Origin of the sequence: Nocardioides coralli, assembly GCF_019880385.1 — a bacterium.
Classification (GTDB): domain Bacteria; phylum Actinomycetota; class Actinomycetes; order Propionibacteriales; family Nocardioidaceae; genus Nocardioides; species Nocardioides coralli.
The window spans coordinates 304,276-325,330 of sequence record NZ_CP082273.1; the positions used below are offsets into that span (position 1 = coordinate 304,276).

General features: G+C 72.8%; 21 protein-coding genes. 16 read left to right on the forward strand and 5 right to left on the reverse strand.

Annotated elements, in window-relative coordinates; genetic code table 11:
• Positions 1–12 precede the first annotated feature (12 nt).
• Positions 13–1,011, reverse strand: a complete 999-nt coding sequence (locus tag K6T13_RS01510; RefSeq protein ID WP_283247939.1) for an ABC transporter ATP-binding protein — start codon at positions 1,009–1,011, stop codon at positions 13–15.
• Here K6T13_RS01510 and K6T13_RS01515 point away from each other — a divergent pair.
• The 3 genes from K6T13_RS01515 to K6T13_RS01525 all read left to right on the forward strand — a co-directional run bounded on the left by K6T13_RS01515 (position 1,010) and on the right by K6T13_RS01525 (position 3,466).
• Positions 1,010–1,714, forward strand: coding sequence for an ABC transporter permease (locus K6T13_RS01515; RefSeq protein WP_249423885.1), 705 nt, complete (start codon positions 1,010–1,012; stop codon positions 1,712–1,714). The two genes, K6T13_RS01510 and K6T13_RS01515, sit on opposite strands and share 2 nt — an antisense overlap.
• A complete protein-coding gene (locus K6T13_RS01520; protein ID WP_222896434.1) occupies positions 1,711–2,442 on the forward strand; it encodes an ABC transporter permease in 732 nt (243 codons plus the stop codon). Before K6T13_RS01515 ends, K6T13_RS01520 begins: the two co-directional genes overlap by 4 nt.
• Positions 2,443–2,530: 88 nt before the next feature.
• Positions 2,531–3,466 (forward strand): ABC transporter substrate-binding protein, encoded by a 936-nt coding sequence (locus K6T13_RS01525; protein WP_222896435.1) that lies wholly within the window; start codon positions 2,531–2,533, stop codon positions 3,464–3,466.
• A 10-nt stretch (positions 3,467–3,476) separates the two neighbouring features.
• Here K6T13_RS01525 and K6T13_RS01530 read toward each other — a convergent pair whose 3' ends face one another.
• Positions 3,477–4,565 carry a glycosyltransferase family 2 protein gene (locus tag K6T13_RS01530; RefSeq protein ID WP_222896436.1) on the reverse strand — a complete coding sequence of 363 codons (1,089 nt, stop codon included), beginning with the start codon at positions 4,563–4,565 and terminating at the stop codon, positions 3,477–3,479.
• Positions 4,558–5,283, reverse strand: coding sequence for a 2-C-methyl-D-erythritol 4-phosphate cytidylyltransferase (ispD, locus tag K6T13_RS01535; protein WP_222896437.1), 726 nt, complete (start codon positions 5,281–5,283; stop codon positions 4,558–4,560). Before ispD ends, K6T13_RS01530 begins: the two co-directional genes overlap by 8 nt.
• Before the next feature lie 192 nt (positions 5,284–5,475).
• Between ispD and K6T13_RS01540 the strand changes: the two genes are divergently transcribed.
• The 12 genes from K6T13_RS01540 to K6T13_RS01595 all read left to right on the forward strand — a co-directional run bounded on the left by K6T13_RS01540 (position 5,476) and on the right by K6T13_RS01595 (position 18,151).
• Positions 5,476–6,405: a Rossmann-like and DUF2520 domain-containing protein gene (locus tag K6T13_RS01540; protein ID WP_222896438.1), complete on the forward strand. Its 930-nt coding sequence runs from the start codon at positions 5,476–5,478 to the stop codon at positions 6,403–6,405.
• Positions 6,402–7,295 (forward strand): pantoate--beta-alanine ligase, encoded by an 894-nt coding sequence (gene panC / locus K6T13_RS01545; protein WP_222896439.1) that lies wholly within the window; start codon positions 6,402–6,404, stop codon positions 7,293–7,295. The genes K6T13_RS01540 and panC overlap by 4 nt, the downstream gene beginning before the upstream one ends.
• The gene (gene panD / locus K6T13_RS01550; RefSeq protein WP_222896440.1) at positions 7,295–7,711 is read left to right on the forward strand and encodes an aspartate 1-decarboxylase; all 417 of its coding nucleotides are present in this window, start codon (positions 7,295–7,297) and stop codon (positions 7,709–7,711) included. Before panC ends, panD begins: the two co-directional genes overlap by 1 nt.
• Positions 7,708–9,357, forward strand: a complete 1,650-nt coding sequence (locus K6T13_RS01555) for an L-aspartate oxidase (protein WP_222896441.1) — start codon at positions 7,708–7,710, stop codon at positions 9,355–9,357. The genes panD and K6T13_RS01555 overlap by 4 nt, the downstream gene beginning before the upstream one ends.
• Positions 9,354–10,253 (forward strand): carboxylating nicotinate-nucleotide diphosphorylase, encoded by a 900-nt coding sequence (gene nadC, locus K6T13_RS01560; protein ID WP_222896442.1) that lies wholly within the window; start codon positions 9,354–9,356, stop codon positions 10,251–10,253. The genes K6T13_RS01555 and nadC overlap by 4 nt, the downstream gene beginning before the upstream one ends.
• Positions 10,250–11,032, forward strand: coding sequence for a type III pantothenate kinase (locus tag K6T13_RS01565; protein ID WP_222896443.1), 783 nt, complete (start codon positions 10,250–10,252; stop codon positions 11,030–11,032). The genes nadC and K6T13_RS01565 overlap by 4 nt, the downstream gene beginning before the upstream one ends.
• Positions 11,033–11,095: 63 nt before the next feature.
• Positions 11,096–11,557 carry a WXG100 family type VII secretion target gene (locus K6T13_RS01570; protein ID WP_222896444.1) on the forward strand — a complete coding sequence of 154 codons (462 nt, stop codon included), beginning with the start codon at positions 11,096–11,098 and terminating at the stop codon, positions 11,555–11,557.
• Positions 11,554–12,522, forward strand: coding sequence for a hypothetical protein (locus K6T13_RS01575; protein ID WP_222896445.1), 969 nt, complete (start codon positions 11,554–11,556; stop codon positions 12,520–12,522). The genes K6T13_RS01570 and K6T13_RS01575 overlap by 4 nt, the downstream gene beginning before the upstream one ends.
• A complete protein-coding gene (locus tag K6T13_RS01580) occupies positions 12,522–13,985 on the forward strand; it encodes an alpha/beta hydrolase family protein (RefSeq protein WP_222896446.1) in 1,464 nt (487 codons plus the stop codon). Before K6T13_RS01575 ends, K6T13_RS01580 begins: the two co-directional genes overlap by 1 nt.
• Positions 13,982–14,731 carry a hypothetical protein gene (locus K6T13_RS01585; RefSeq protein ID WP_222896447.1) on the forward strand — a complete coding sequence of 250 codons (750 nt, stop codon included), beginning with the start codon at positions 13,982–13,984 and terminating at the stop codon, positions 14,729–14,731. Before K6T13_RS01580 ends, K6T13_RS01585 begins: the two co-directional genes overlap by 4 nt.
• A gap of 134 nt (positions 14,732–14,865) precedes the next feature.
• Positions 14,866–15,195: a histone-like nucleoid-structuring protein Lsr2 gene (locus K6T13_RS01590; protein ID WP_222896448.1), complete on the forward strand. Its 330-nt coding sequence runs from the start codon at positions 14,866–14,868 to the stop codon at positions 15,193–15,195.
• A 382-nt stretch (positions 15,196–15,577) separates the two neighbouring features.
• Positions 15,578–18,151 carry an ATP-dependent Clp protease ATP-binding subunit gene (locus tag K6T13_RS01595; RefSeq protein ID WP_222896449.1) on the forward strand — a complete coding sequence of 858 codons (2,574 nt, stop codon included), beginning with the start codon at positions 15,578–15,580 and terminating at the stop codon, positions 18,149–18,151.
• A 10-nt stretch (positions 18,152–18,161) separates the two neighbouring features.
• Here K6T13_RS01595 and K6T13_RS01600 read toward each other — a convergent pair whose 3' ends face one another.
• Positions 18,162–19,025: an HhH-GPD family protein gene (locus K6T13_RS01600; RefSeq protein ID WP_222896450.1), complete on the reverse strand. Its 864-nt coding sequence runs from the start codon at positions 19,023–19,025 to the stop codon at positions 18,162–18,164.
• A 68-nt stretch (positions 19,026–19,093) separates the two neighbouring features.
• Here K6T13_RS01600 and K6T13_RS01605 point away from each other — a divergent pair, with 68 nt between their 5' ends.
• Complete coding sequence (locus tag K6T13_RS01605; RefSeq protein WP_222896451.1) at positions 19,094–19,882, forward strand: hypothetical protein; 789 nt, start codon at positions 19,094–19,096, stop codon at positions 19,880–19,882.
• A 43-nt stretch (positions 19,883–19,925) separates the two neighbouring features.
• Here the strand turns inward: K6T13_RS01605 and disA are convergent, their stop codons facing one another.
• Positions 19,926–21,011, reverse strand: a complete 1,086-nt coding sequence (gene disA / locus K6T13_RS01610) for a DNA integrity scanning diadenylate cyclase DisA (protein WP_222896452.1) — start codon at positions 21,009–21,011, stop codon at positions 19,926–19,928.
• Positions 21,012–21,055 lie beyond the last annotated feature (44 nt).

A 21,055-nucleotide genomic window follows, 5' to 3' on the forward strand; every position in this document is an offset into this window, starting at 1 on the left:
CAGCAGGGCAGGTCAGTCGGTCAGGGACGCGCGCAGCGCCCGGTGCACCCCGCCGGGGGTGAGCACGCCGAGGAAGGTGGCGCCGTCCTTGACCCCCACCACCGCACGGTCGTCGCGGAGCATGGCGGCCAGCGCCTCCTCCAGCGTCGCCCCCACCTCGACCGCGGCGGCGAGGTCGCCCGTGCTCACGCCGTCGAGGGACTCGAGCTGGTCGCGGTCGATGGGCGTGACCGCCAGCCGCCGCAGCCCGGTCGTCGAGCCCACGAAGTCGGCGACGTAGTCGTCGGCCGGCCGGGCCAGCAGCTCTGCGGGTGTCGCGACCTGGGCCAGCCGACCGCCGGGCTCGAAGACCGCGACCCGGTCGCCCATCTTCACCGCCTCGTCGATGTCGTGGGTCACCAGCACGACCGTCTTGCCGAGCTCCCGCTGCAGCCGCAGGAACTCGTCCTGCAGGCGCACCCGCACCACCGGGTCGACGGCGCCGAAGGGCTCGTCCATCAGCAGCACGGGCGGGTCGGCGGCCAGCGCACGGGCCACGCCCACGCGCTGCCGCTGGCCACCCGAGAGCTGGTGGGGATAGCGGGCGGCGTACGTCTCCGGCTCGAGGCCCACCAGCGTCATCAGCTCGTGGGCGCGCTCGCGCGCGGTCTGCTTGGACTCGCCGTAGAGCAGGGGCACCGTCATGACGTTGGTCTCGATGGTCTGGTGCGGGAAGAGCCCCACCTGCTGGATCACGTAGCCGATGCCGCGACGCAGCTCGACCGGGTCGGCGTGGGTGACGTCGCGGCCGTCGATCTCGATGGTGCCGCTGGTCGGCTCGATCAACCGGTTGATCATCTTCAGGGTCGTGGACTTCCCGCAGCCCGATGGCCCCACCAGGACCAGCAGCTCTCCTGCGGGTACGACGAGGTCGAGCTCCTGGACCGCTGCCGTGCCGTCGCCGTAGGTCTTGCCGACCCCCGTCAGGCGGATCATCGCCGTGTCGTCGGACCCGCTGCCGGTAACGTCCATGCGTGTGACCCTACTCGCGGCCGCGGCCGAGCCCTCGTGCTACAGCCGCCTGACCAACGAGTGGATCTGCGGGGCCTACCTCGTCGACCGTCGCGGCGAGCTCGTCGACGCCACGGTCGAGCACGTCCTGATCACCGTCTCGGCACTCGTCTTCGCGGTGGTGATCGCCTTCCCCATGGCGCTGCTCGCGCGGCGCTACCCGCGTCTGGAGGGCGGCGTCCTCGGCCTCAGCACCGGCCTCTACACCATCCCCTCGCTGGCCCTCTTCCCGCTGCTGGTCCCGTTCACGGGCCTGAGCCCGAGCACGGTGGTCCTCGGCCTGGGCCTCTACGCCCTGACCATCCTGGTCCGCAGCATGCTGGAGGGACTCAAGGCGGTGCCGGCGGACGTGCGCGAGTCGGCCCTCGGCCTGGGGTACGGCGCGGGCAAGCTGCTGTGGCGCATCGAGCTCCCCCTCGCACTGCCCGTGATCATGGCGGGGCTGCGGGTGGCCACGGTCTCCACCGTGGCACTGACCACCATCGGCACGCTGGTGTCCTTCGGGGGTCTGGGCGACCTGATCCGTGACGGCGTGGAGACGAACTTCCGGGCCGAGCTGCTGGCCGCTGCCGTCCTGTGCGTGGTGCTGGCGGTGCTGCTCGACGCCCTGCTGGTCCTGGCCCAACGCGCCATGACCCCCTGGACCCGGGGGGTGCGGGCATGACCGTCCTCGCCGACACCTGGCGCTACCTCACCGACGCCGCGAGCTGGCAGGGCCCCGGCGGGCTGTGGGCCCGCACCGTCGAGCAGCTGCTGCTCACCGGCAGCGCGCTGGTGCTCGCCGTGCTCGTGGGGCTTCCCGTGGCGCTCTACCTCGGGCACCGCGGGCGGGGGGGCTTCCTCGCGATCAACATCTCCGGTGTCGGGCGCGCGATCCCCACCTTCGCCCTGCTGGCGCTCCTGGTCACGGCGCCCTGGCCGGGCCCGCAGGAGTTCGGGCCCTACGGCCGCGCCGGCCTGGCGACGCTGCTGGCGCTGATGCTGTTCGCGCTCCCGCCGATCATCACGCAGGGCTACACCGCCATCCGCGAGGTCCCCGACGAGGTGAAGGAGTCCGCGCAGGGGATGGGCATGACCCGCTGGCAGCAGTTCTTCCGGGTCGAGCTGCCGCTCGGGCTGCCGCTCATTGCCTCCGGCGTACGGCTGGCTCTGGTGCAGGTGTGGGCCACCGCCACCATCGCCGCCCTGGTCGCCGGACCCGGGCTGGGGCGCATCATCACCGAGGGTTTCTACCGCTCCAACTACTCCAAGGGCATCGCCGCCGCCGTGGTCGTCGCCCTGGTCGCGCTCGTGCTCGAGCTGGGTGCTGCGGCGGTCCAGCGGGCCCTCGCCCCCGTCCCGCGCGAGCCCCAGCAGGCGGACACCGTTCGCGAATCCTTGTCCGGCACGTGAGGATGGGGAGCGCGGCGCGAACTCCTCGCCCTGCAGCACGACCGGACACGCGCGGCACCCTGCCGCGGGACACAGAAGGTGGAACGACATGTTCAGACGCTCCCTGGCTGCGGTGGCATCCGCCGGCCTGATCCTGCTCACGGGTTGCGCCGGCGACGAGCTCGCCGACGACCCCGCCGCCGAGGAGGACACCGGCGCGACCGCCGGTGGCCCGGTGTCGATCTCGGGGCAGAGCTTCCCCGAGGCGGCGCTGGTGACCGAGATGTACGTCGCCCTGCTCGAGGACGCCGGCTACTCGCCGTCGGTCAACCTCGTCGACACCCGTGACGTCTACATGCAGCAGTTCCCCGGCGACATCGACCTCGTCCCCGAGTACGTCGGCGGTCTGGTCGACTACCTCAACCGTGACGGCGAGGAGTCGCTCACGACCCCCGACGCCGAGGAGACCATCGAGAACGCCCAGCCGCTGCTGGAGGAGCAGGGCATCGCGCTGCTCGAGCCGTCGGAGGCCACCGACACCAACGCGTTCTTCGTGACGCAGGAGTACGCCGAGGAGAACGACCTCTCCACCCTCTCCGACCTCGAGGGGATGACGGTGACGCTGGCGGCGGCCCCGGACTGCGAGGGTCGACCCGACTGCGCCGGCGGGCTGGAGGACGTCTACGGGATCGACGTGGAGAAGATCCTGCCGCTGGGGTTCGCCAGCCAGCAGACCTACCAGTCCGTCATCGACGGCGAGTCCCAGCTCGGCCTGACCGCGACCACCGACGGCACCCTGGAGAGCCAGGGCCTCGTGCTGCTCGAGGACGACCAGGACATCCAGCCGGCCCAGAACCTCGTGCCGGCGGTGAGCACCGAGTTCCTCGACACCAACACCGACCTGCCCACGATCCTCGAGCCGCTGATGGCGGCGCTGACGACCGAGAAGCTGACCGAGCTCAACGGGCGGGTCGCGGTGGACCGCGAGCAGCCGGCCGACGTGGCGCGCGACTTCCTGGTCGAGGAGGGCCTGCTGGAGGAGTGACGGGGCCGGCTCAGGGGACCTGCAGCTCGGGCGGCAGGTCCGGCCGGTCGACGTACGGGTGCTCGGCGACGGTGCGACCGTCGACGAGCCGCGTGGGCAGGGGCCCCGGCGGTCTGTCGTCGAGCCAGGTGAGGAACTCCGCCAGCGCCTCGCGTCGGTCCTGGCCGACCAGCCAGCCCATGATCCGCTGCCGCAGCGGCAGGGTCGTGGCCTCGAAGGGGACGCTGTCGGCGTTCCACAGCTCACGGACGCCGTCGCGGAGCAGCGCCCAGTAGTCGTCGCCGGCGTCGGGGGCGGCCCGGAAGTACTCCCACATGTCGATCGGCAGCACCCGCCGGAGGAACACCTCCTGCGTCGCGGGGGAGCAGTGCTCGCGGACCGTCGCGAGGGACCAGCGCTTGGTCTCCAGCCGGTCGGCCAGGTCGCGCACGTCGCCGCGCTGCTGGCTGATCGAGGTGCCGTCGTCGCGCACCCGCCACCGGTAGACCGGCTCCGGCAGCGAGTCGATGCGTCCCTGCACGAGCGCACGGGTGATCGCCGGCTGGTCCTCGTAGCGCACCCGTTCCGGGAAGGCCAGCCCGTGGGCGTCCCAGAAGGAGCGGCGGAAGACCTTGTTCCAGGCGAAGACGTCGGCGAGCAGCAGGGGAGCGTCCTCGATGACGACCGAACGGCGCGGCTCGCGGTGGTTCTCCCGCATCAGCGGCGTCATGAACGTCTCGTCGCCACGCAGCCGCTCGACCGCGCCGATGGCGAGGTCGGAGCCGCTCTCGACGAGGCTCCCGACCAACCGCTCGTAGGCGCCCGGCACGACCAGGTCGTCGCTGTCCGCGAAGGCCAGCAGCTCACCGGTGGCATGGGTGACACCCACGTTGCGGGCGGCGCCGAGGCCGGCGTTGGCCTGGTGGACCACCCGGACCCGCGGGTCGCGGGCGGCGACCTCGTCGGCGATCTCACCGGTCCGGTCGGTCGCGCCGTCGTCGACCACGACCACCTCGAGGTGGGACCACGACTGGTCGAGCACGCTGGTCAGCGAGTCCTCGAGCCAGTCCTCGACGTCGTACGCCGGCACGACCACGCTCAGCAGCGGCTGCTCAGCCACGGCGACCCTCTCCGGTGGCCAGCAGCGCCTCGACGACGACGAGGTCGAGTGGCGTGGTGACCTTGAGGTTGCGCTCGTCGCCGGCCACGACGACGACGGGGACGTCCGGGCAGTAGGTGCCCACCACGCTGCAGTCGTCGGTGGCGGTGAAGCCGGGGTCGGCCGCCGCCCTGTCGTGGGCGAGGCGCAGCACCTCCGACCGGAACGCCTGCGGGGTCTGCACCCGGCGCAGCGACTCGCGGGGAGGGGTCGCGAGCACCCGGTCGTGGGCGTCCACCTCGACGATCGTGTCGGGCGAGGTGACGGCCACGCTGACCGCGGCGTGGGTGGCCAGTGCTGCGAAGCAGTCGTCGACGATCCGCTCCGTCACGAGCGGGCGGGCGGCGTCGTGGACCAGCAGGTCGACCTCGGCGTCGCCGAGCTCCGCGAGGGCCGCGCGGGTGCTGTCCGAGCGGGACGCGCCGCCGGGCACGACCGCCGTCACCTTGTCGGCGTACCCACCCCGGTCGACCAACGCCCGCGCTGCGTCGAGGTGGTCGGCCGCCATCACCAGCACGATCTCGTGGACCCGTGGGTGGGCGTGAAAGGTGTGCAGGGCGTGCTCGAGGAGGGTCCGGCCCCCGACCTCGAGCAGCTGCTTCGGGGTCTCGCTGGCCATGCGGGTCCCGGTGCCTCCGGCGAGCAGGGCGACCACGCCCCGACGCTGGTGCGGCTCCATGGCGGCATCCTCGCAGAGCACGGCCCGGTGCACCCGGGCGCGTGCGGTGTGACCCACCCGACGCCGGGCCCGGTTCCGCCCGGGAAGGCTGGCGCGTAGCCTCGTGTTGCACTGAGTGCAGAGCAATCGTCTGGTACCCGGCCCGGTCCGCCCCCGCGGATGTCGGAGGGACTGCAACGAGAGGTTCGCAACATGCCCAGCAGCAGCAACGCGCCCGCGCGAGGGCCGCTGCGGATCGGCGTCATCGGCGCCGGACGCGTCGGCGCCGTGCTGGGCGCCGCCCTCCGGTCCTCAGGCCACGACATCGTCGCGGCTGCCGGTGAGTCCGACGCCTCCCGCGGCCGGATCAGCAGCCTCCTCCCCGGAACCCCCGTCGACAAGCCGTCGGCCGTCGCGCGCGCCTGCGACCTGCTGCTCCTCACGGTCCCCGACGACATGCTGCCCAACGTCGTCTCGGTGCTGGCCGCGAGCGGCGCCATCCGCGAGGGCCAGTACGTCGTGCACACCTCGGGCCGGCACGGGCTCGGCGTGCTCGCGCCCGCCGCGGCCGTGGGCGCGCGACCGCTCGCGGTCCACCCCGCCATGACCTTCACCGGCACCGACATCGACCTGCCGCGGCTCCCCGGGTGCGTCTACGGCGTCACCGCCGGGCCCGGCGAGAAGGCGCTGGCCGAGCAGCTCGTGACCGAGCTCGGCGGCCGGGCGGTGTGGGTGCCCGAGGAGCTGCGGGCGGTCTACCACGCCGGGCTCGCCCACGGCGCCAACCACCTCGTCACCCTGGTCTCGGAGGCCATGGAGCTGCTGGCCGCCTCCGGGGTCGACCAGCCCGCCGACACCCTGCGCCCGTTGCTGGAGGCCGCTCTCGACAACGCGCTCGCGCAGGGCGACGCGGCCCTCACCGGGCCGATCGTGCGCGGCGACGTCGAGACCGTGCGCGACCACCTGGCCGAGGTCGCGGCGACCGCCCCCGACACCCTGCCGTCCTACGTCGCCATGGCCCGGGCGACGCTCGACCGCGTCGTCACCGACGGTCGGCTGCTGCCGATCCGGGCCGCCAAGATCCGCCGTGTGCTCGATGCAGCGGAGTCGCCGACCGCGGCCGGCGACCCGGCCGGCCGATGAGCCGCCCCGAGCTCGCGAGCACCCGCGCCGAGCTCGCTGCCCTGCTCGACCGCGACCGCCGCGCGGGACGGGCGATCGCTCTGGTCCCGACCATGGGCGCCCTCCACGCCGGCCACGCCGCGCTGCTGGGGAGGGCTCGCACGGAGGTGGGCGCGGACGGCCGCGTGGTCGCCTCCGTGTTCGTCAACCCGCTCCAGTTCGGTCCCGGTGAGGACCTCGACCGCTACCCGCGCACCCTCCCCGAGGACCTCGAGGTGTGTGCCCGTGAGGGAGTCGACGCCGTGTTCGCCCCGGCGGTGGACGAGGTCTACCCCGGCGGGATCCCGGACACCTCCGCCGTCGCCGGCGTGACCGTGGACCCGGGGCCGCTGGCCGACGTCCTGGAGGGTGCCACCCGACCCGGCCACTTCCGCGGGGTGCTGACCGTCGTCGCCAAGCTGCTCGGCCTGGTGCGGCCCGACGTCGCGGTCTTCGGCGAGAAGGACTACCAGCAGCTGGTGCTGGTGCGGCAGATGGTCCGGGACCTCTGCCTGGCCGTCCGCATCGTCGGCGCCGAGACCGTGCGGGAGGCTGACGGGCTCGCCCTCTCCTCGCGCAACCGCTACCTCGACCCCGAGCAGCGGCAGCAGGCCGTGACGCTCAGTCGTGCCCTGCAGGCGGCCCGCGCCGCGGGGCGGTCGGGGCCGTACGCGGTGCTCGCCGCGGCTCGCGCCGAGCTGCAGCGGACCCCGGCCGTCGCCGTCGACTACCTCGCCCTCACCGACCCGTGCCTGGCCGAGCTGCCGCCGGCCCCGCCCGCCGGTACGCCGGCCCGGGTCCTCGTGGCCGCGCGGGTCGGCGCCACCCGCCTGATCGACAACCTCGCCCTCACCCTCGGAGGAGACCACTGATGCTGCGGACCATGATGAAGAGCAAGATCCACCGCGCCACCGTCACCCAGGCCGACCTCCACTACGTCGGGTCGGTCACGGTGGACGAGGACCTCCTCGATGCCGCCGACCTGCTGCCCGGGGAGCTGGTCCACATCGTCGACGTCACCAACGGCGCGCGGCTGGAGACCTACACGATCGCGGGCGAGCGCGGCTCGGGGGTGCTGGGCATCAACGGGGCGGCGGCCCGGTTGGTCCACCCCGGGGACGTCGTGATCCTCATCGGCTACGGCCAGATGGACACCGAGGAGGCGCGGTCCTTCCAGCCGCGCGTGGTCTTCGTCGACGCCGACAACGCGGTCATGGCCACGGGGCACGACCCCGCGGAGACCTTCGACGACCCGGCGCTCACCCGGGGTGACATGATCGCCCGATGACACCGGCGATCCCCGCCCGCCTCGTCGCGCCCGAACCGGGGTGGACGGAGACGGCGGACGTCGTCGTCATCGGCTCCGGCATCGCCGGGCTCACCGCCGCCCTGCGCCTCCACGGTCAGGTGGGGCGGATCCTCGTCGTCACCAAGGACGTGCTCGACGCCGGTTCCACCCAATGGGCGCAGGGGGGCATCGCGGCCGCGCTCGGGCCCGGTGACACACCGGCGCAGCACGAGCGCGACACCCTGGTCGCCGGTGCCGGTGCCTGTGACCGAGAGGCCGTGCGGGTCCTCGTCACCGAGGGACCGGCCGCGGTCCACGAGCTGATCAGCTGGGGTGCGGTCTTCGACCACACCGACGGCGCACTCTCCCTGACCCGCGAGGGTGGTCACCACCGGGACCGGATCGCTCACGCCGGCGGCGACGCCACCGGCGCGGAGATCCAGCGGGCCCTCATCGCGGCCGTCGAGCAGGCACCGGAGATCGAGGTCATCCAGCACGCGCTCGCGGTCGACCTGCTCACCGACGCCGACGGCGCGGTCGCCGGTGTCACCGTCCACGTCCTTGGGGAGGGGCAGGTCGACGGCGTCGGGCAGCTCCGCTGCCGGGCCGTGGTGCTCGCCAGCGGCGGGCTCGGACAGGTCTTCTCGCAGAGCACCAACCCCGCGGTGGCCACCGGTGACGGGATGGCCCTAGCGCTCCGGGCCGGCGCCACCCTGCGCGACCTCGAGTTCGTGCAGTTCCACCCGACCGTGATGTGGCTGGGTGCGCACTCCCGTGGCCAGCAGCCACTGATCTCCGAGGCGGTCCGCGGCGAGGGAGCCTTCCTCGTCGACGACCAGGGCCGGCGGGTGATGGAGGGCGTCCACCCGCTCGCCGATCTCGCGCCCCGCGACGTCGTCGCGAAGGCCATCACGCGACGCATGAACCAGACCGGCAAGCCGCACCTGTGGCTGGACGCCCGCCACCTCGGCGCCGACTTCTGGGCACGACGTTTCCCGACCATCCTCGCGACAGCGCGCGAGCACGGCGTCGACCCCGTGACGGAGCCGATCCCGGTCGCGCCGGCGCAGCACTACGCCTCCGGCGGGGTCGCCACCGACCTGTGGGGCCGTGCCGGCGTACCCGGCCTCTACGCCACCGGAGAGGTCGCCTGCAGCGGTGTCCACGGCGCCAACCGGCTCGCCTCCAACTCGCTGCTCGAGGGCCTGGTCTTCAGCCGACGGATCGCGGAGGTGCTTCCCGGCGAGCTGCGCGACTGGACGGAGCCCGCCCCCGACCGGCGCCCGGCAGGCCTGGTGCCGGGCACGGTGCGGCGGCCCCTCCAGCAGACGATGACCGCGGAGGTCGGGGTGCTGCGGTCCGCGGAGGGCATGAAGTCGGCGGTCGCCGACCTCGAGGCGCTCGCCTCCGAACGCTCGACCGAGCCCGGTCCGGACGCCTGGGAGACCAGCAACCTGCTGACGGTCAGCCGGGCGCTGACGGAGGCCGCGGCGCTGCGGCAGGAGACCCGCGGCTCCCACTGGCGAGAGGACCACCCCGAGCGGGACGACGACCGCTGGGCCGGTCACGTCGACGTCGTCCTGCGGGACGGGGAGCTCGTTCCCTCGTTCCACCCGAGCCCCGCGACCGACGGAGGCCCCGCATGAGGTTCCACACCCGCCTGCCCCGCCGCCTGACGCTCGAGCTCGAGGAGGCCGGTCTCGACGTCAGCGAGGTCGTCGACCACGCGCTGCGCGCGCTGCAGGAGGACCTGCCCGGCGACGGTGACGTCGACACCACCAGCGAGGCCACCGTCCCCGAGGACGCGCAGGCCGTCGGCGAGCTCAACGCCCGCGAGTCCGGGGTCGTCGCGGGTCTCGGGGTCGCCGAGGTCGCGCTCCGGCTCGTGATGGGTGACGCCGTGGCCGTCGAGCGCCTCCCCGATGGCACCGCAGTCACAGCCGGAGACCGGGTGATGACCGCCGCTGGGCCCACCCGCGGGCTGCTGACGGCCGAGCGGACCGCCCTCAACTTCGCCAGCCACCTGTCCGGCATCGCCACCGCGACCGCGCGGTGGGTGGCGGCGCTCGAGGGGACCGGCGCGCGCGTCCTGGACACCCGCAAGACGTTGCCGGGGATGCGGGCGCTGCAGAAGTACGCGGTGCGGTGCGGCGGTGGCCTCAACCACCGGTTCTCGCTCGCCGACATGGCGATGGTCAAGGACAACCACGTGGTCGCCGCGGGTGGGGTCGTGCCGGCGTACGAAGCCGTGCGCAAGCACCACCCCGACCTCCCGGTTGAGGTGGAGGTCACCGACCTCGACCAGCTCCGGGAGCTGCTGGCCGCCGGCTGCGACCGGATCCTGCTGGACAACATGAGCAGCGCGGTGATGGCCGAGGCGGTCCGGATCACCGCCGGCCGCGCCACGCTCGAGGCGTCCGGCGGCCTCACCCTCGAGCGGGCCCGCGAGGTCGCCGAGACCGGCGTCGACCTCATCTCCGTCGGTGCCCTCACGCACTCCGTGACGGTCTTCGACCTCGGGCTGGACCTGGTGGAGCCATGACCGGACCGGTCCTCGCCGCCGACATCGGCAACAGCCACACGGTGCTGGGCCTGGTCACCGACGGCAGGGTGCACGACGAGTGGCGGGTCGCCACCGACGCCCGCCGGTCGGCCGACGAGTGGCTGGTGCTGCTGCGCGGCCTGGTGGGTGACCACCTGGCCGGGATCTGCGGCATCGCCGTGTGCTCGACGGTGCCGGCCGTCCTCCACGAGTGGCGCGACCTGGTCACCCGCCACTTCGGGGAGGTGTCGCACGTCATCGTCGAGCCGGGCGTGCGCACCGGCATCCCCGTCCGGACCGACAACCCGCGCGAGGTGGGCGCCGACCGCATCCTCAACGCGCTCGCGGCCGCCACCGACGTGGGCGGCCCCGCGATCGTCGTCGACTTCGGGGGGACCGCCACCATCGTCGACGTGGTCGACAGCCGCGGGCAGTACGTCGGCGGCGCCATCGCCCCGGGCATCGAGCTCTCGCTGGAGGCCCTGGGGAGTCGCGGCGCGCAGCTGCGGCGGGTGGAGCTGCAGCGGCCACGCACCGTCGTCGCCCGCAACACCGTCGAGGCGCTCCAGTCGGGCATCGTCTTCGGGGTCGCCAGCCAGGTCGAGGGGCTCGTGGCGCGGATGATCAGCGAGCTCGACGTCCCGACCGAGGAGGTGAGCGTGATCAGCACCGGGCACCTCGCGCCGGTCGTCGTCGACGAGTGCGGCTGCTTTACGCACCACCTCCCCGGGCTGACCCTGCGCGGCCTCGAGCTGGCCTTCCGGCGCAACGCGCGCTGAGCGTCCTCCCCAGGCCGCGGCCGGTCGGGTTTGCGTCTCCGGGGCACCGGGAAGCGTCCCGCCATGTACGGAGAGCCCAGCAGGATCCGCGAGGTGGCCGAGCGGCTCGAGCGTCGCGCCGACCAGCTGCGGGCCGAGGCCGACGAGCTCCACTCCGCCAGCGAGACCGTCAGCTGGGTCTCCGTCGCCGCCGACCGGATGCGCGACCAGGCACGCGAGCGCCGTGACGAGCTGCGCCGGGTTGCCCGCGACTACGACGAGGCCGCCGAGCGGGTGCGTGCCCACGCCGACGAGGTGCAGCGTCTGCTCGACCTGATCGCCACGATCGAGCGCCAGGTGCGGGACATCGTCAGCGAGGCGGCGAGCAGGGTCCGTGCTGCCCTCGCTGCCGTCGCCGACGGCATCAAGGACGCGCTCACCCCCGGCGACGAGGAGGACCGGCGGCTGGCGGAGACACCCACGCCACCGCCGGGACACAAGGACTGGCTCGACATGCCCGACGTGGTGCCGGGGGTCCGGCTGTGACGACCGTCGTGCGGGTCCGACCGGCGACCCCGGCCACCCAGGAGGTGCCGGTTCCCCGGCAGGTCACGCTCTCGCTCGGCGAGCTCGTGCTCGCGGCGCGACTGGCCGGCGACGTACCCCTGCCGCTGCGGACCGACGGCGCACCCGGGCCCGACGACCGGATGGTCGAGCGGCTGGATGGTCGGGGCGACGACCCCGGCCCGGTCCCGGACTCCCGCGCGGCCCAGCGGATGGTCGCGGCCGAGCTGCGACGCGCCGACGACACCGGGCCCGGTGGCGCCCGCGCCCGCCTCGGCGAGCTGGGTGTGCTCGACGGCGACGAGCTCGACTCCGGCCTCGCCGGCGCCCTGCACGTGCTGGCCGGGGGCGCGCTCTCGCTCGTCCTCGACGTCGCCGCCCGACGACGTGTGGGCGAGGTCCGGCTCCGTGCGTGGTTCGGGGTGACCAGCGGACTCGTCACGCGGCTGACGCTGCGCGACCTCACCGACCTCGACGTCGCCTGGTACGACCCCAGGCGCTGGGTCGGCGAGCTGACGCGGGCGGTCGACCTCGACCCCTGGGTCCCCGAGGCCGCGCCGCTCGTCCTGCCCGACCACGTGTCCCTGCCCAGCGAGCTGCTCGCGGGGGCGACCAAGGCAGCGCGGGACCAGCGACCCGACCTGCTGCCGGCGATGGCGGCGGGACACGTCGGCAACGTCCGGATGGGCGACGCACGTGGAGTCCGTCCGGCCGACACCGAGGAGGTGGTGGCGCTGCTCCGGACGTTGACCACCTGCCGGGGTCGGCTCCGGCTGCTGACGACGCGGCGTGACCGGCGGGAGGACCCGGGCGTCGCGTCCTGGCTGCTCCTCGATGACGGCTGGCACGAGCTGCGTCCGGGTCGAGCCGCGACCAGCGTGCTGCGCCGCCGCGACGCGCGTGACCTGGGGCTGCTCACGCTGCCGCTGGTCGAGGGGGTGCAGTGATGGCCGACGGGACGCCTGAGATGCCCGAGCTGCGCGTCAGCGGTGGGGCCGGCGGCATCGATGCCCGCTACGACGACCTCGAGCGGCTGGGTCGGCTCTACGGCGACACCGGTGGTCGCCTGGTGGCCATGGCCTGGGACGACAAGCTCGAGGCGGCTGACGGAGACCTGGTCGCCTCCGCGATCCTCTCCCCCGACAGCTTCGCCGCCGCGGAGGCAGCCATCCTCGAGGCGACCTACGGTCCGCGCGGGCTGGTGGTGCGCGCCGCGACGATCGAGGCGCAGAGCGTGTGCTTCGTCGCCTGCGTCGAGCTCTACCGGACTGCCGACCGGGCTCGTCACGCCGCCCTCGAGACCCTCCACTACGGGCTCGGGTTCGCCATCGGGGTCAACCTGCCGACAGTGCTGCTCGCGGGCGGTCTCGCCTACGGCGGCCTGCGGATGAGTGGGGTCAGCGACGCCGAGCTGATCGCACACCTGGAGGACCACCCCGAGCTGCTGGAGACGCTCGTCGGTGGTGGCGGGGGGCTGCTCGACGGGATGGCGGCCAACCCGCTCACTGCGCCGGTGATGGGTGCCCTCGGCCTCGACGGGTTCCACGCCGACACCGGAGCCGCGGCCGACGACCTGGGGGCTCTCCTCTTCGGCGACTACCGTGGCGCCCTCGACCAGGGCTACCCCGAGGACGTGTTCGCCTACGACGCCCCTCGCGACCTGGGTGACCTCGTCGAGGACCTGTCGCAGCCGGCTGACGACACCGTGCCCGACGGCGTGATCTCGGTGCAGCAGCTGACCCGTGCTGACGGGACGGTCAGCTGGATCGTCCAGCTCCCCGGCACGGACGACTTCCTGGCCGAGGACGCGATCCGCAACATGGGCTCCAACCTCAACCTGATCGCCGGCGACGACACCGCCTACGGCGACGCCGTGGCCCTCGCCCTTGCCGAGGCGGGAGTGGAGGCGGACGCCCCGGTCATGCTCGTCGGCCACTCCCAGGGCGGCATGCAGGCGGCCGGCCTGGCTGCCGACCCGGACTTCGGCTACCACGTCACCCACGTCGTGACGGCGGGATCGCCCGTCGCCACCTCCGGGATCCCTGACGAAGTGACGGTGCTCTCGCTCGAGAACACCGGAGACGTGGTTCCCCTCCTCGACGGCGAGTCGAACCCCGACACCGCCCGCCACGTCACCGTGCAGGCCGACGTCCACGGCGGCAGCTTCGGGGCCGGGCCCGGCCAGAACCACTCCCTGTCGGTCTACGGCGACATCGCCGACGCCGCGGACGCGAGCACCGACCCCTCGGTCGAGGCCGTGCTCGGCAGCATGCGGCAGCAGGGCTTCCTCGCCGAGGAGGGCGACCAGGTGCAGACGGTGACGCGGTCCTACCAGACCCGGCTGGGCGAACAGCTCCGCCCGGCCGAGATTCGCGACCCCCTCGCCATGGCGGGCAACCTGCTGCCGTGACCCGACGTGTGCGCGCGCTGCCCGGCACGGTGCTGCTGGTGGCCCTGCTCTCCTCCTGCTCCGAGGAGCCGCCGGCCCTCGGCGACCAGGCGACCTGCCCCGGTCCGAGCTGTACCGACGACGCCCGGGAGCGGCTCGAGGCACTGGCCGACCTGACGGACGTCACCGAGGTCGAGGAGGTCTCGCGGTCCTCGCGCCTGGACCGCGGGTCGTCGAGCACAGCCCTGGTCCGGGCCGACGTCGCGACGGCCGTCGAGGCACGCGTCGTGGCGACCGAGGTGCTGCGGGTCCTCGACCGGTGGCCCGAGCACGACGCAGCAACCTCCCTCGCGACGGTGCGCTCCGACCCGCCGCGGCAGGTCGCCGGGGCCGCTCGGGAGAGCGAGGAGCTCGACCCCGCCTTCTTCACCCCGTGCTCCGCCGAGGAGTGTGCGGCAGCGCTCACCGAGCTCGAGGCGGCCGTCGAGGATGCCTACGCCGGCGTCGACGTCTCGACCGTGGTCGAGGACGGTCGGCTGCTCGTGTCGGGCGACGCCCCGCGCGAGCAGGCCGCCCTCGCGGCACGAGGGGCCCTGCGGACGCTGCGCGAGCTCGGCGTGCGGGTCGCCGAGCGCGCCCAGGTCGTGCTGCGCTGGCGCGCACCGCTCTCCGTCACGCTCCGGCTCCAGGACGGCCTCGTCTGCGAGCAGCCTCCGGGTGTCGTCGTCCGCTGCGGGCCGGACAATTCAGAGCCCTTTTCCGGGTGATTACTCAAATTGCTTCTCCTGTGCAATTCTCGCGATAAGACCGTGCGAATTGAGAATCAACCGCAATCCTGTCAGGATATGCGAGGTGCCTGGATAGGCATTGCATTCTGATGAACACATGAATTGAGGGAGAAATGGCCCAGAAGGTCAACATCGTCCTGGTCGACGACCTCGACGGCAGCGAGGCGTCCGAGACCGTCACCTTCGGGCTCGACGGGACGACGTACGAGATCGACCTGAACGAGAAGAACGCCGGGAAGCTCCGCGACGCCCTCTCGGGATACGTCGGTCACGCACGCAAGGTGACCTCCGGGCGCGGGCGCCGCTCCCGCGCCAGCGCCGCCGCCTCCTCCGGTCCGAGCGCGCGCGAGCTGCGTGACTGGGCCCGCTCCAACGGCTACGAGGTCTCCGACCGTGGTCGGGTGCCCGCCGAGGTCCGGGAGGCCTTCGAAGCCGCCCACTGACCCCACCGTCCGCCGGACGTCGTGGCGCTCGCTTCGTCCGGACGTTGAGGTGCTCGGCCCTGCCGGACGTTGAGGTGTGAGGGCCGCTAGGCCCGAGCCACGAAACGCCCGGCGCCGCCACGGCTACTCGTCGTGCGCGCTCTCGTGTGCCAGCTTGCGTGGTTTCGACGCGCTCGCGCGACCTCGCAGGCTCAGGCGCGTCGCTTGCTCAGCCTTCACGGGCCGCGGCCCGCGCTCGTTCCTCGCGCGGGCCTGCCCGTTCGCTCTGGGCGGACGAGCTCGTGCCTGATACGGGAACGCGTAGGGTGGTGTCAGGGGTTGTAGGACTCGACGAACCCGCCACCCGTGGCGGGTCGCCCCACAGGCAACAGGAGCGATGCGCATGTTCGAGCGGTTCACCGACCGAGCCCGACGAGTGGTGGTGCTGGCCCAGGAAGAGGCCCGCATGCTGTCCCACAACTACATCGGGACCGAGCACATCCTGCTCGGCCTGATCCACGAGGGCGAGGGCGTGGCGGCCAAGGCGCTGGAGAGCCTCGACATCTCCCTGGAGGCGGTGCGCGCCCAGGTCGAGGAGATCATCGGCCAGGGCCAGCAGGCACCCTCCGGACACATCCCCTTCACCCCGCGCGCCAAGAAGGTGCTGGAGCTCTCCCTGCGGGAGGCGCTGCAGCTCGGCCACTCCTACATCGGCACCGAGCACATCCTGCTCGGCCTGATCCGGGAGGGCGAGGGCGTGGCCGCCCAGGTGCTCCAGAAGCTCGGCGCCGACCTCAACCGGGTGCGTCAGCAGGTGATCCAGCTCCTCTCCGGCTTCCAGGGCAAGGAGTCCGCCAGCGCCGGCGCCCAGACCGGTGGCTCCGGCGGCGACGCGCCGTCCTCCTCGCTCGTGCTCGACCAGTTCGGCCGCAACCTCACCCAGGACGCGCGTGAGGGCAAGCTCGACCCCGTCATCGGGCGCGAGCAGGAGATCGAGCGGGTCATGCAGATCCTGTCCCGCCGTACCAAGAACAACCCCGTGCTCATCGGCGAGCCGGGCGTCGGCAAGACCACCATCGTCGAGGGTCTCGCGCAGGACATCATGCGCGGCAACGTCCCGGAGACGCTGAAGGACAAGCAGATCTACACCCTCGACCTCGGCGCGCTGGTCGCCGGGTCGCGCTACCGCGGTGACTTCGAGGAGCGCCTCAAGAAGGTGCTCAAGGAGATCCGCACCCGCGGCGACATCGTGCTCTTCATCGACGAGATCCACACGCTGGTCGGCGCCGGTGCGGCCGAGGGAGCCATCGACGCCGCCAGCATCCTCAAGCCGATGCTGGCCCGCGGTGAGCTCCAGACCATCGGCGCCACGACGCTCGACGAGTACCGCAAGTACCTCGAGAAGGACGCCGCCCTCGAGCGCCGGTTCCAGCCGATCCAGGTCGCCGAGCCCTCGATCGCGCACACCATCGAGATGCTCAAGGGCCTGCGTGACCGTTACGAGGCCCACCACCGCGTCACCATCACCGACGAGGCCCTGGTGAGCGCGGCGACCCTCGCCGACCGCTACATCTCCGACCGGTTCCTGCCCGACAAGGCCATCGACCTCATCGACGAGGCCGGGTCGCGGCTGCGGATCCGGCGGATGACGGCGCCGGCCGACCTGCGCGAGTTCGACGAGCAGATCGCCGAGGTCCGCCAGCGCAAGGAGGGCGCGATCGACGGGCAGGACTTCGAGGCCGCCGCCCGGCTGCGCGACGAGGAGAAGCAGCTCATCGCCCGCCGGTCCGAGCGCGAGAAGCAGTGGCGTGCCGGCGACATGGACGAGGTCGCCGAGGTCGACGAGGAGCTGATCGCCGAGGTGCTCGCCGTGGCGACCGGCATCCCGATCGTGAAGCTGTCGGAGGAGGAGTCGAGCCGGCTGCTCAAGATGGAGGACGAGCTCCACAAGCGCGTCATCGGCCAGGAAGAGGCCGTGAAGGCGCTCAGCCGCGCCATCCGGCGTACCCGCGCCGGCCTGAAGGACCCCAAGCGTCCCGGTGGGTCGTTCATCTTCGCCGGCCCCTCCGGCGTCGGGAAGACGTGGTTGTCGAAGTCGCTCGCCGAGTTCCTCTTCGGCGACGAGGACGCGCTGATCCAGCTCGACATGAGCGAGTTCAGCGAGAAGCACACCGTCTCGCGGCTCTTCGGCTCGCCCCCGGGCTACGTCGGCTACGAGGAGGGGGGCCAGCTCACCGAGAAGGTGCGCCGCAAGCCGTTCTCGGTCGTGCTCTTCGACGAGGTCGAGAAGGCGCACCCCGACATCTTCAACAGCCTGCTCCAGATCCTGGAGGAGGGTCGGCTGACCGACTCGCAGGGCCGGGTTGTCGACTTCAAGAACACCGTCATCATCATGACCACCAACCTCGGCACCCGCGACATCGCGAAGGGCGTCAACCTCGGCTTCCAGCAGTCCGGGGACGCCGCGGGGTCCTACGAGCGGATGAAGAACAAGGTGCAGGAGGAGCTCAAGCAGCACTTCCGTCCCGAGTTCCTCAACCGTGTCGACGAGGTCATCGTGTTCCCGCCGCTGTCGCAGGAGCAGATCATCTCGATGGTGGACAACATGATCGGCGCGGTCGAGACCCGGCTGAAGGACCGCGACATGAAGATCGAGCTCACCCAGAACGCCAAGAACCTGCTGGCGGAACGGGGCTTCGACCCCGTGCTGGGTGCCCGTCCCCTGCGCCGCACCGTGCAGCGCGAGGTCGAGGACGTGCTCGCCGAGAAGATGCTCTACGGCGAGGTCGGGCCCGGTCAGATCGTGCTCGTCGACGTCGAGGGGGAGGGCGCCACGGCGACCTTCACCTTCGAGGGGCAGAAGATGGGCGACCTGCCCGACCTGCCGCCCTTCGAGACGGCCGACGTCGAGGCCGGCGCCGAGCCCGACGAGGGTCCTGACGACTCCGACAGCGGGTCCGACGTCCCGAAGTCCTGACCGGCCGACCTCAGGGCAGCCGGTAGGCGTCGCCGTCGCGGGCGAGCAGTCCGTCCGCGACGAGCGCCGCCAGGCACCGTGAGCGCTGCTCGGCCTCGCTCCACGCGAGGTCGAGCGCGCTCGCATGCACCGGCCCGTCGGCGTCGCGCACCACACCCAGCAACCGCCCCCGGCACTGCCGGTCGGTGCCGGCCCAGGCCTGCCCCGGCCGTGGCGGCCCGTCGTACGCCGGGTAGCCGGCCGCCCGCCACGCGCAGGCCCCGGCGACGGGGCACTGGTCGCACCGTGGGCGCCGGGCCGTGCAGACGAGCGCCCCGAGCTCCATGAGACCGATCGACCACGTGGCGGCCGCGGCGTCGTCCGGGGGCAGCAGGTCGTCGGCTCGCTGTCGCTCCGCGGCAGTCACCGACACCGGTGGCAGCTCCACGCCGGCGCGCAGCCGCGCGAGCACTCGCCGCACGTTGGTGTCCAGCACGGCGTGCCGTCGGCCGAACGCGAAGACCGCGATCGCGGCTGCGGTGTAGTCGCCCACGCCCTGCAGCGACCGCAGCTCCTCGAGGCTGGCTGGCACCTCGCCGTCGTGGCGCTCGACGATCGCGGTCGCGGCAGCGTGGAGCCGCAACGCCCGGCGCGGGTAGCCGAGCCGGCCCCACATGCGGACCGCCTCGCCGGTGGAGTCGGCGGCGAGGTCGGCCGGGGTCGGCCACCGGTCGAGCCACGCCTCGTGCACCGGCAGCACCCGGGCGACCGGCGTCTGCTGGAGCATGTACTCCGACACCATGATCGACCACGGGGTCGCCGAGGGCCCGCGCCAGGGCAGCTCCCGCGCATGCTCGTCGTACCACCGCAGCAGCGGCGCGTGCAGATCGTCCATCGCGCTCGAAACTAGCGCCCCCCGCGTGGCTCCCCGGCGGCGGCGCCGCCGCTGCCTAACGTGGAGCCATGACCACCATGACCCGGGGACCGCTGCCGGCCCGTGTCTACTGGTTCCGGCGCACGGTCGTCCTCCTCGCCCTGGCCGGCCTCGTGCTCGGCAGCACCCAGCTGGTGCGGCTCGCGACGGGCAGCAGTCCCGAGGGCCCCGACCGGGCCGCTCAGGTGGCGGCCGAGCCGAGCGAGCCCGCTCCCACAGCGGGACCGAGTGCTGCCGCCGTGGCGCCGACCGACGAGAAGGACGGCAAGCAGCGGGACAAACGCCGCAAGCAGAAGAACAAGAAGAACAAGAAGGACCGCGAGCCCAAGCTGCCCCCGCCCGACGGAGAGTGCGTCGACAGCGACATCGCCGTCACGCCGACCCTGGACGATGCGGTCGGCGGCAGCCCGATCACGATCGTCCTCGAGCTGCGCACCATCGCGGCCGAGGCCTGCACCTGGCAGGTGTCACCGCAGTCGGTCACCGTCAAGATCACCTCGGGCAAGGACGACATCTGGTCCAGCCTCGACTGCCCCCGCGCCGTTCCCCGCGAGGACGTCGTCGTGCGCAACAGCGTCAGCACCGAGGTCGAGGTCACCTGGTCTGCCCGGCGCTCCGACGAGGGGTGCACCCGCAACACCGCCTGGGCGCTCCCGGGGTGGTACTTCGTCAAGGCCGCCGCCCTCGCGGGCGAGCCCGCCGACCTGCACTTCGAGGTCACCACCCCACGACCCGACGTGGTCACCGAGGTCGTGAAGCCGAAGTCGGACAAGGGCAAGAAGCAGCGGGCCCGCGACCGGCGGGGCCAGGGCGACTGATCTCGCCGACGCGCCCTCCGAGCAAGCTCGGAGGCCGCTGGCCTCAGACGTACCGCTCGAGGATCGTGGACTCGGCCAGGCGGGAGAGACCCTCGCGGACGCTGCGGGCGCGCAGCTCGCCGACCCCGTCGACGGTCTGCAGGTCCTCGATCCCCGCCGAGAGCAGCTTCTGCAGGTTGCCGAAGTGGTCGACCAGCCTGACCACGACCGACTGCGGCAGCCGCGGGACCTTGGCCAGCAACCGGTAGCCGCGGGGGGCCACCGCGCCGTCGAGGTGCTCGCCGGTGCCGAGACCCAGGGCACGGGCGGCAGCAGCCGGGTCGACCAGCTCGGTCGGCGAGAGCGCCTCGAGCTGGGCGAGGTAGTGGTCGGGATCCTGGCTGCCCCGGGCCGCCGGCAGGTAGTCGCGCACGACCAGCTCCCGCTCCATGTCGACCCCGGTGACGAGCTCCTCGAGCTGCAGCGACAGCAGCCGGCCGTCGGTGCCGAGCTCGAGCACGTAGTCCTCGATCTCGCGGGCGATCCGCGTCACCATCTCCAGCCGCTGTGCGACCACGGCGACGTCACGGACCGTCACGAGGTCCTCGATCTCCAGCGCGGAGAGGGTGCTGCTGACCTCGTCGAGCCGCAGCTTGTAGCGCTCGAGGGTGGCGAGGGCCTGGTTGGCGCGCGACAGGATCTGGCCGGAGTCCTCCAGCACGTGCCGGGTCTCGCCGACGTACGCCGCGATGATCTGCATCGACTGAGACACCGAGATCACCGGGAACCCGGTCTGCCTCGCGACACGGTCGGCCGTGCGGTGGCGGGTGCCGGTCTCCTCCGACGGGATGGTGTGGTCGGGCATGAGGTGGGTGGCAGCGCGGATGATCTGGGTGACGTCGCCGTCGACGACGATCGCGCCGTCCATCTTGGCCAGCTCGCGCAGCCCGGTGGCGGTGAACGGCACGTCGAGGGTGAAGCCGCCGGTGCAGATGGCGTCGACGGCCCGGTCGTGGCCCAGAACGATCAGCGCGCCGGTGCGACCCCGGAGGATGCGCTCGAGGCCGTCGCGCAGCGCGGTGCCGGGCGCGATCGACGCCAGGGTCGCGCGCAGCCGGAGCTGCTCGTCGGTGCGAACCGTGCCAGACACCTGGGCCTCCCTCGTGTGGTCCCTCGGGGTGGGACCGGCATCCG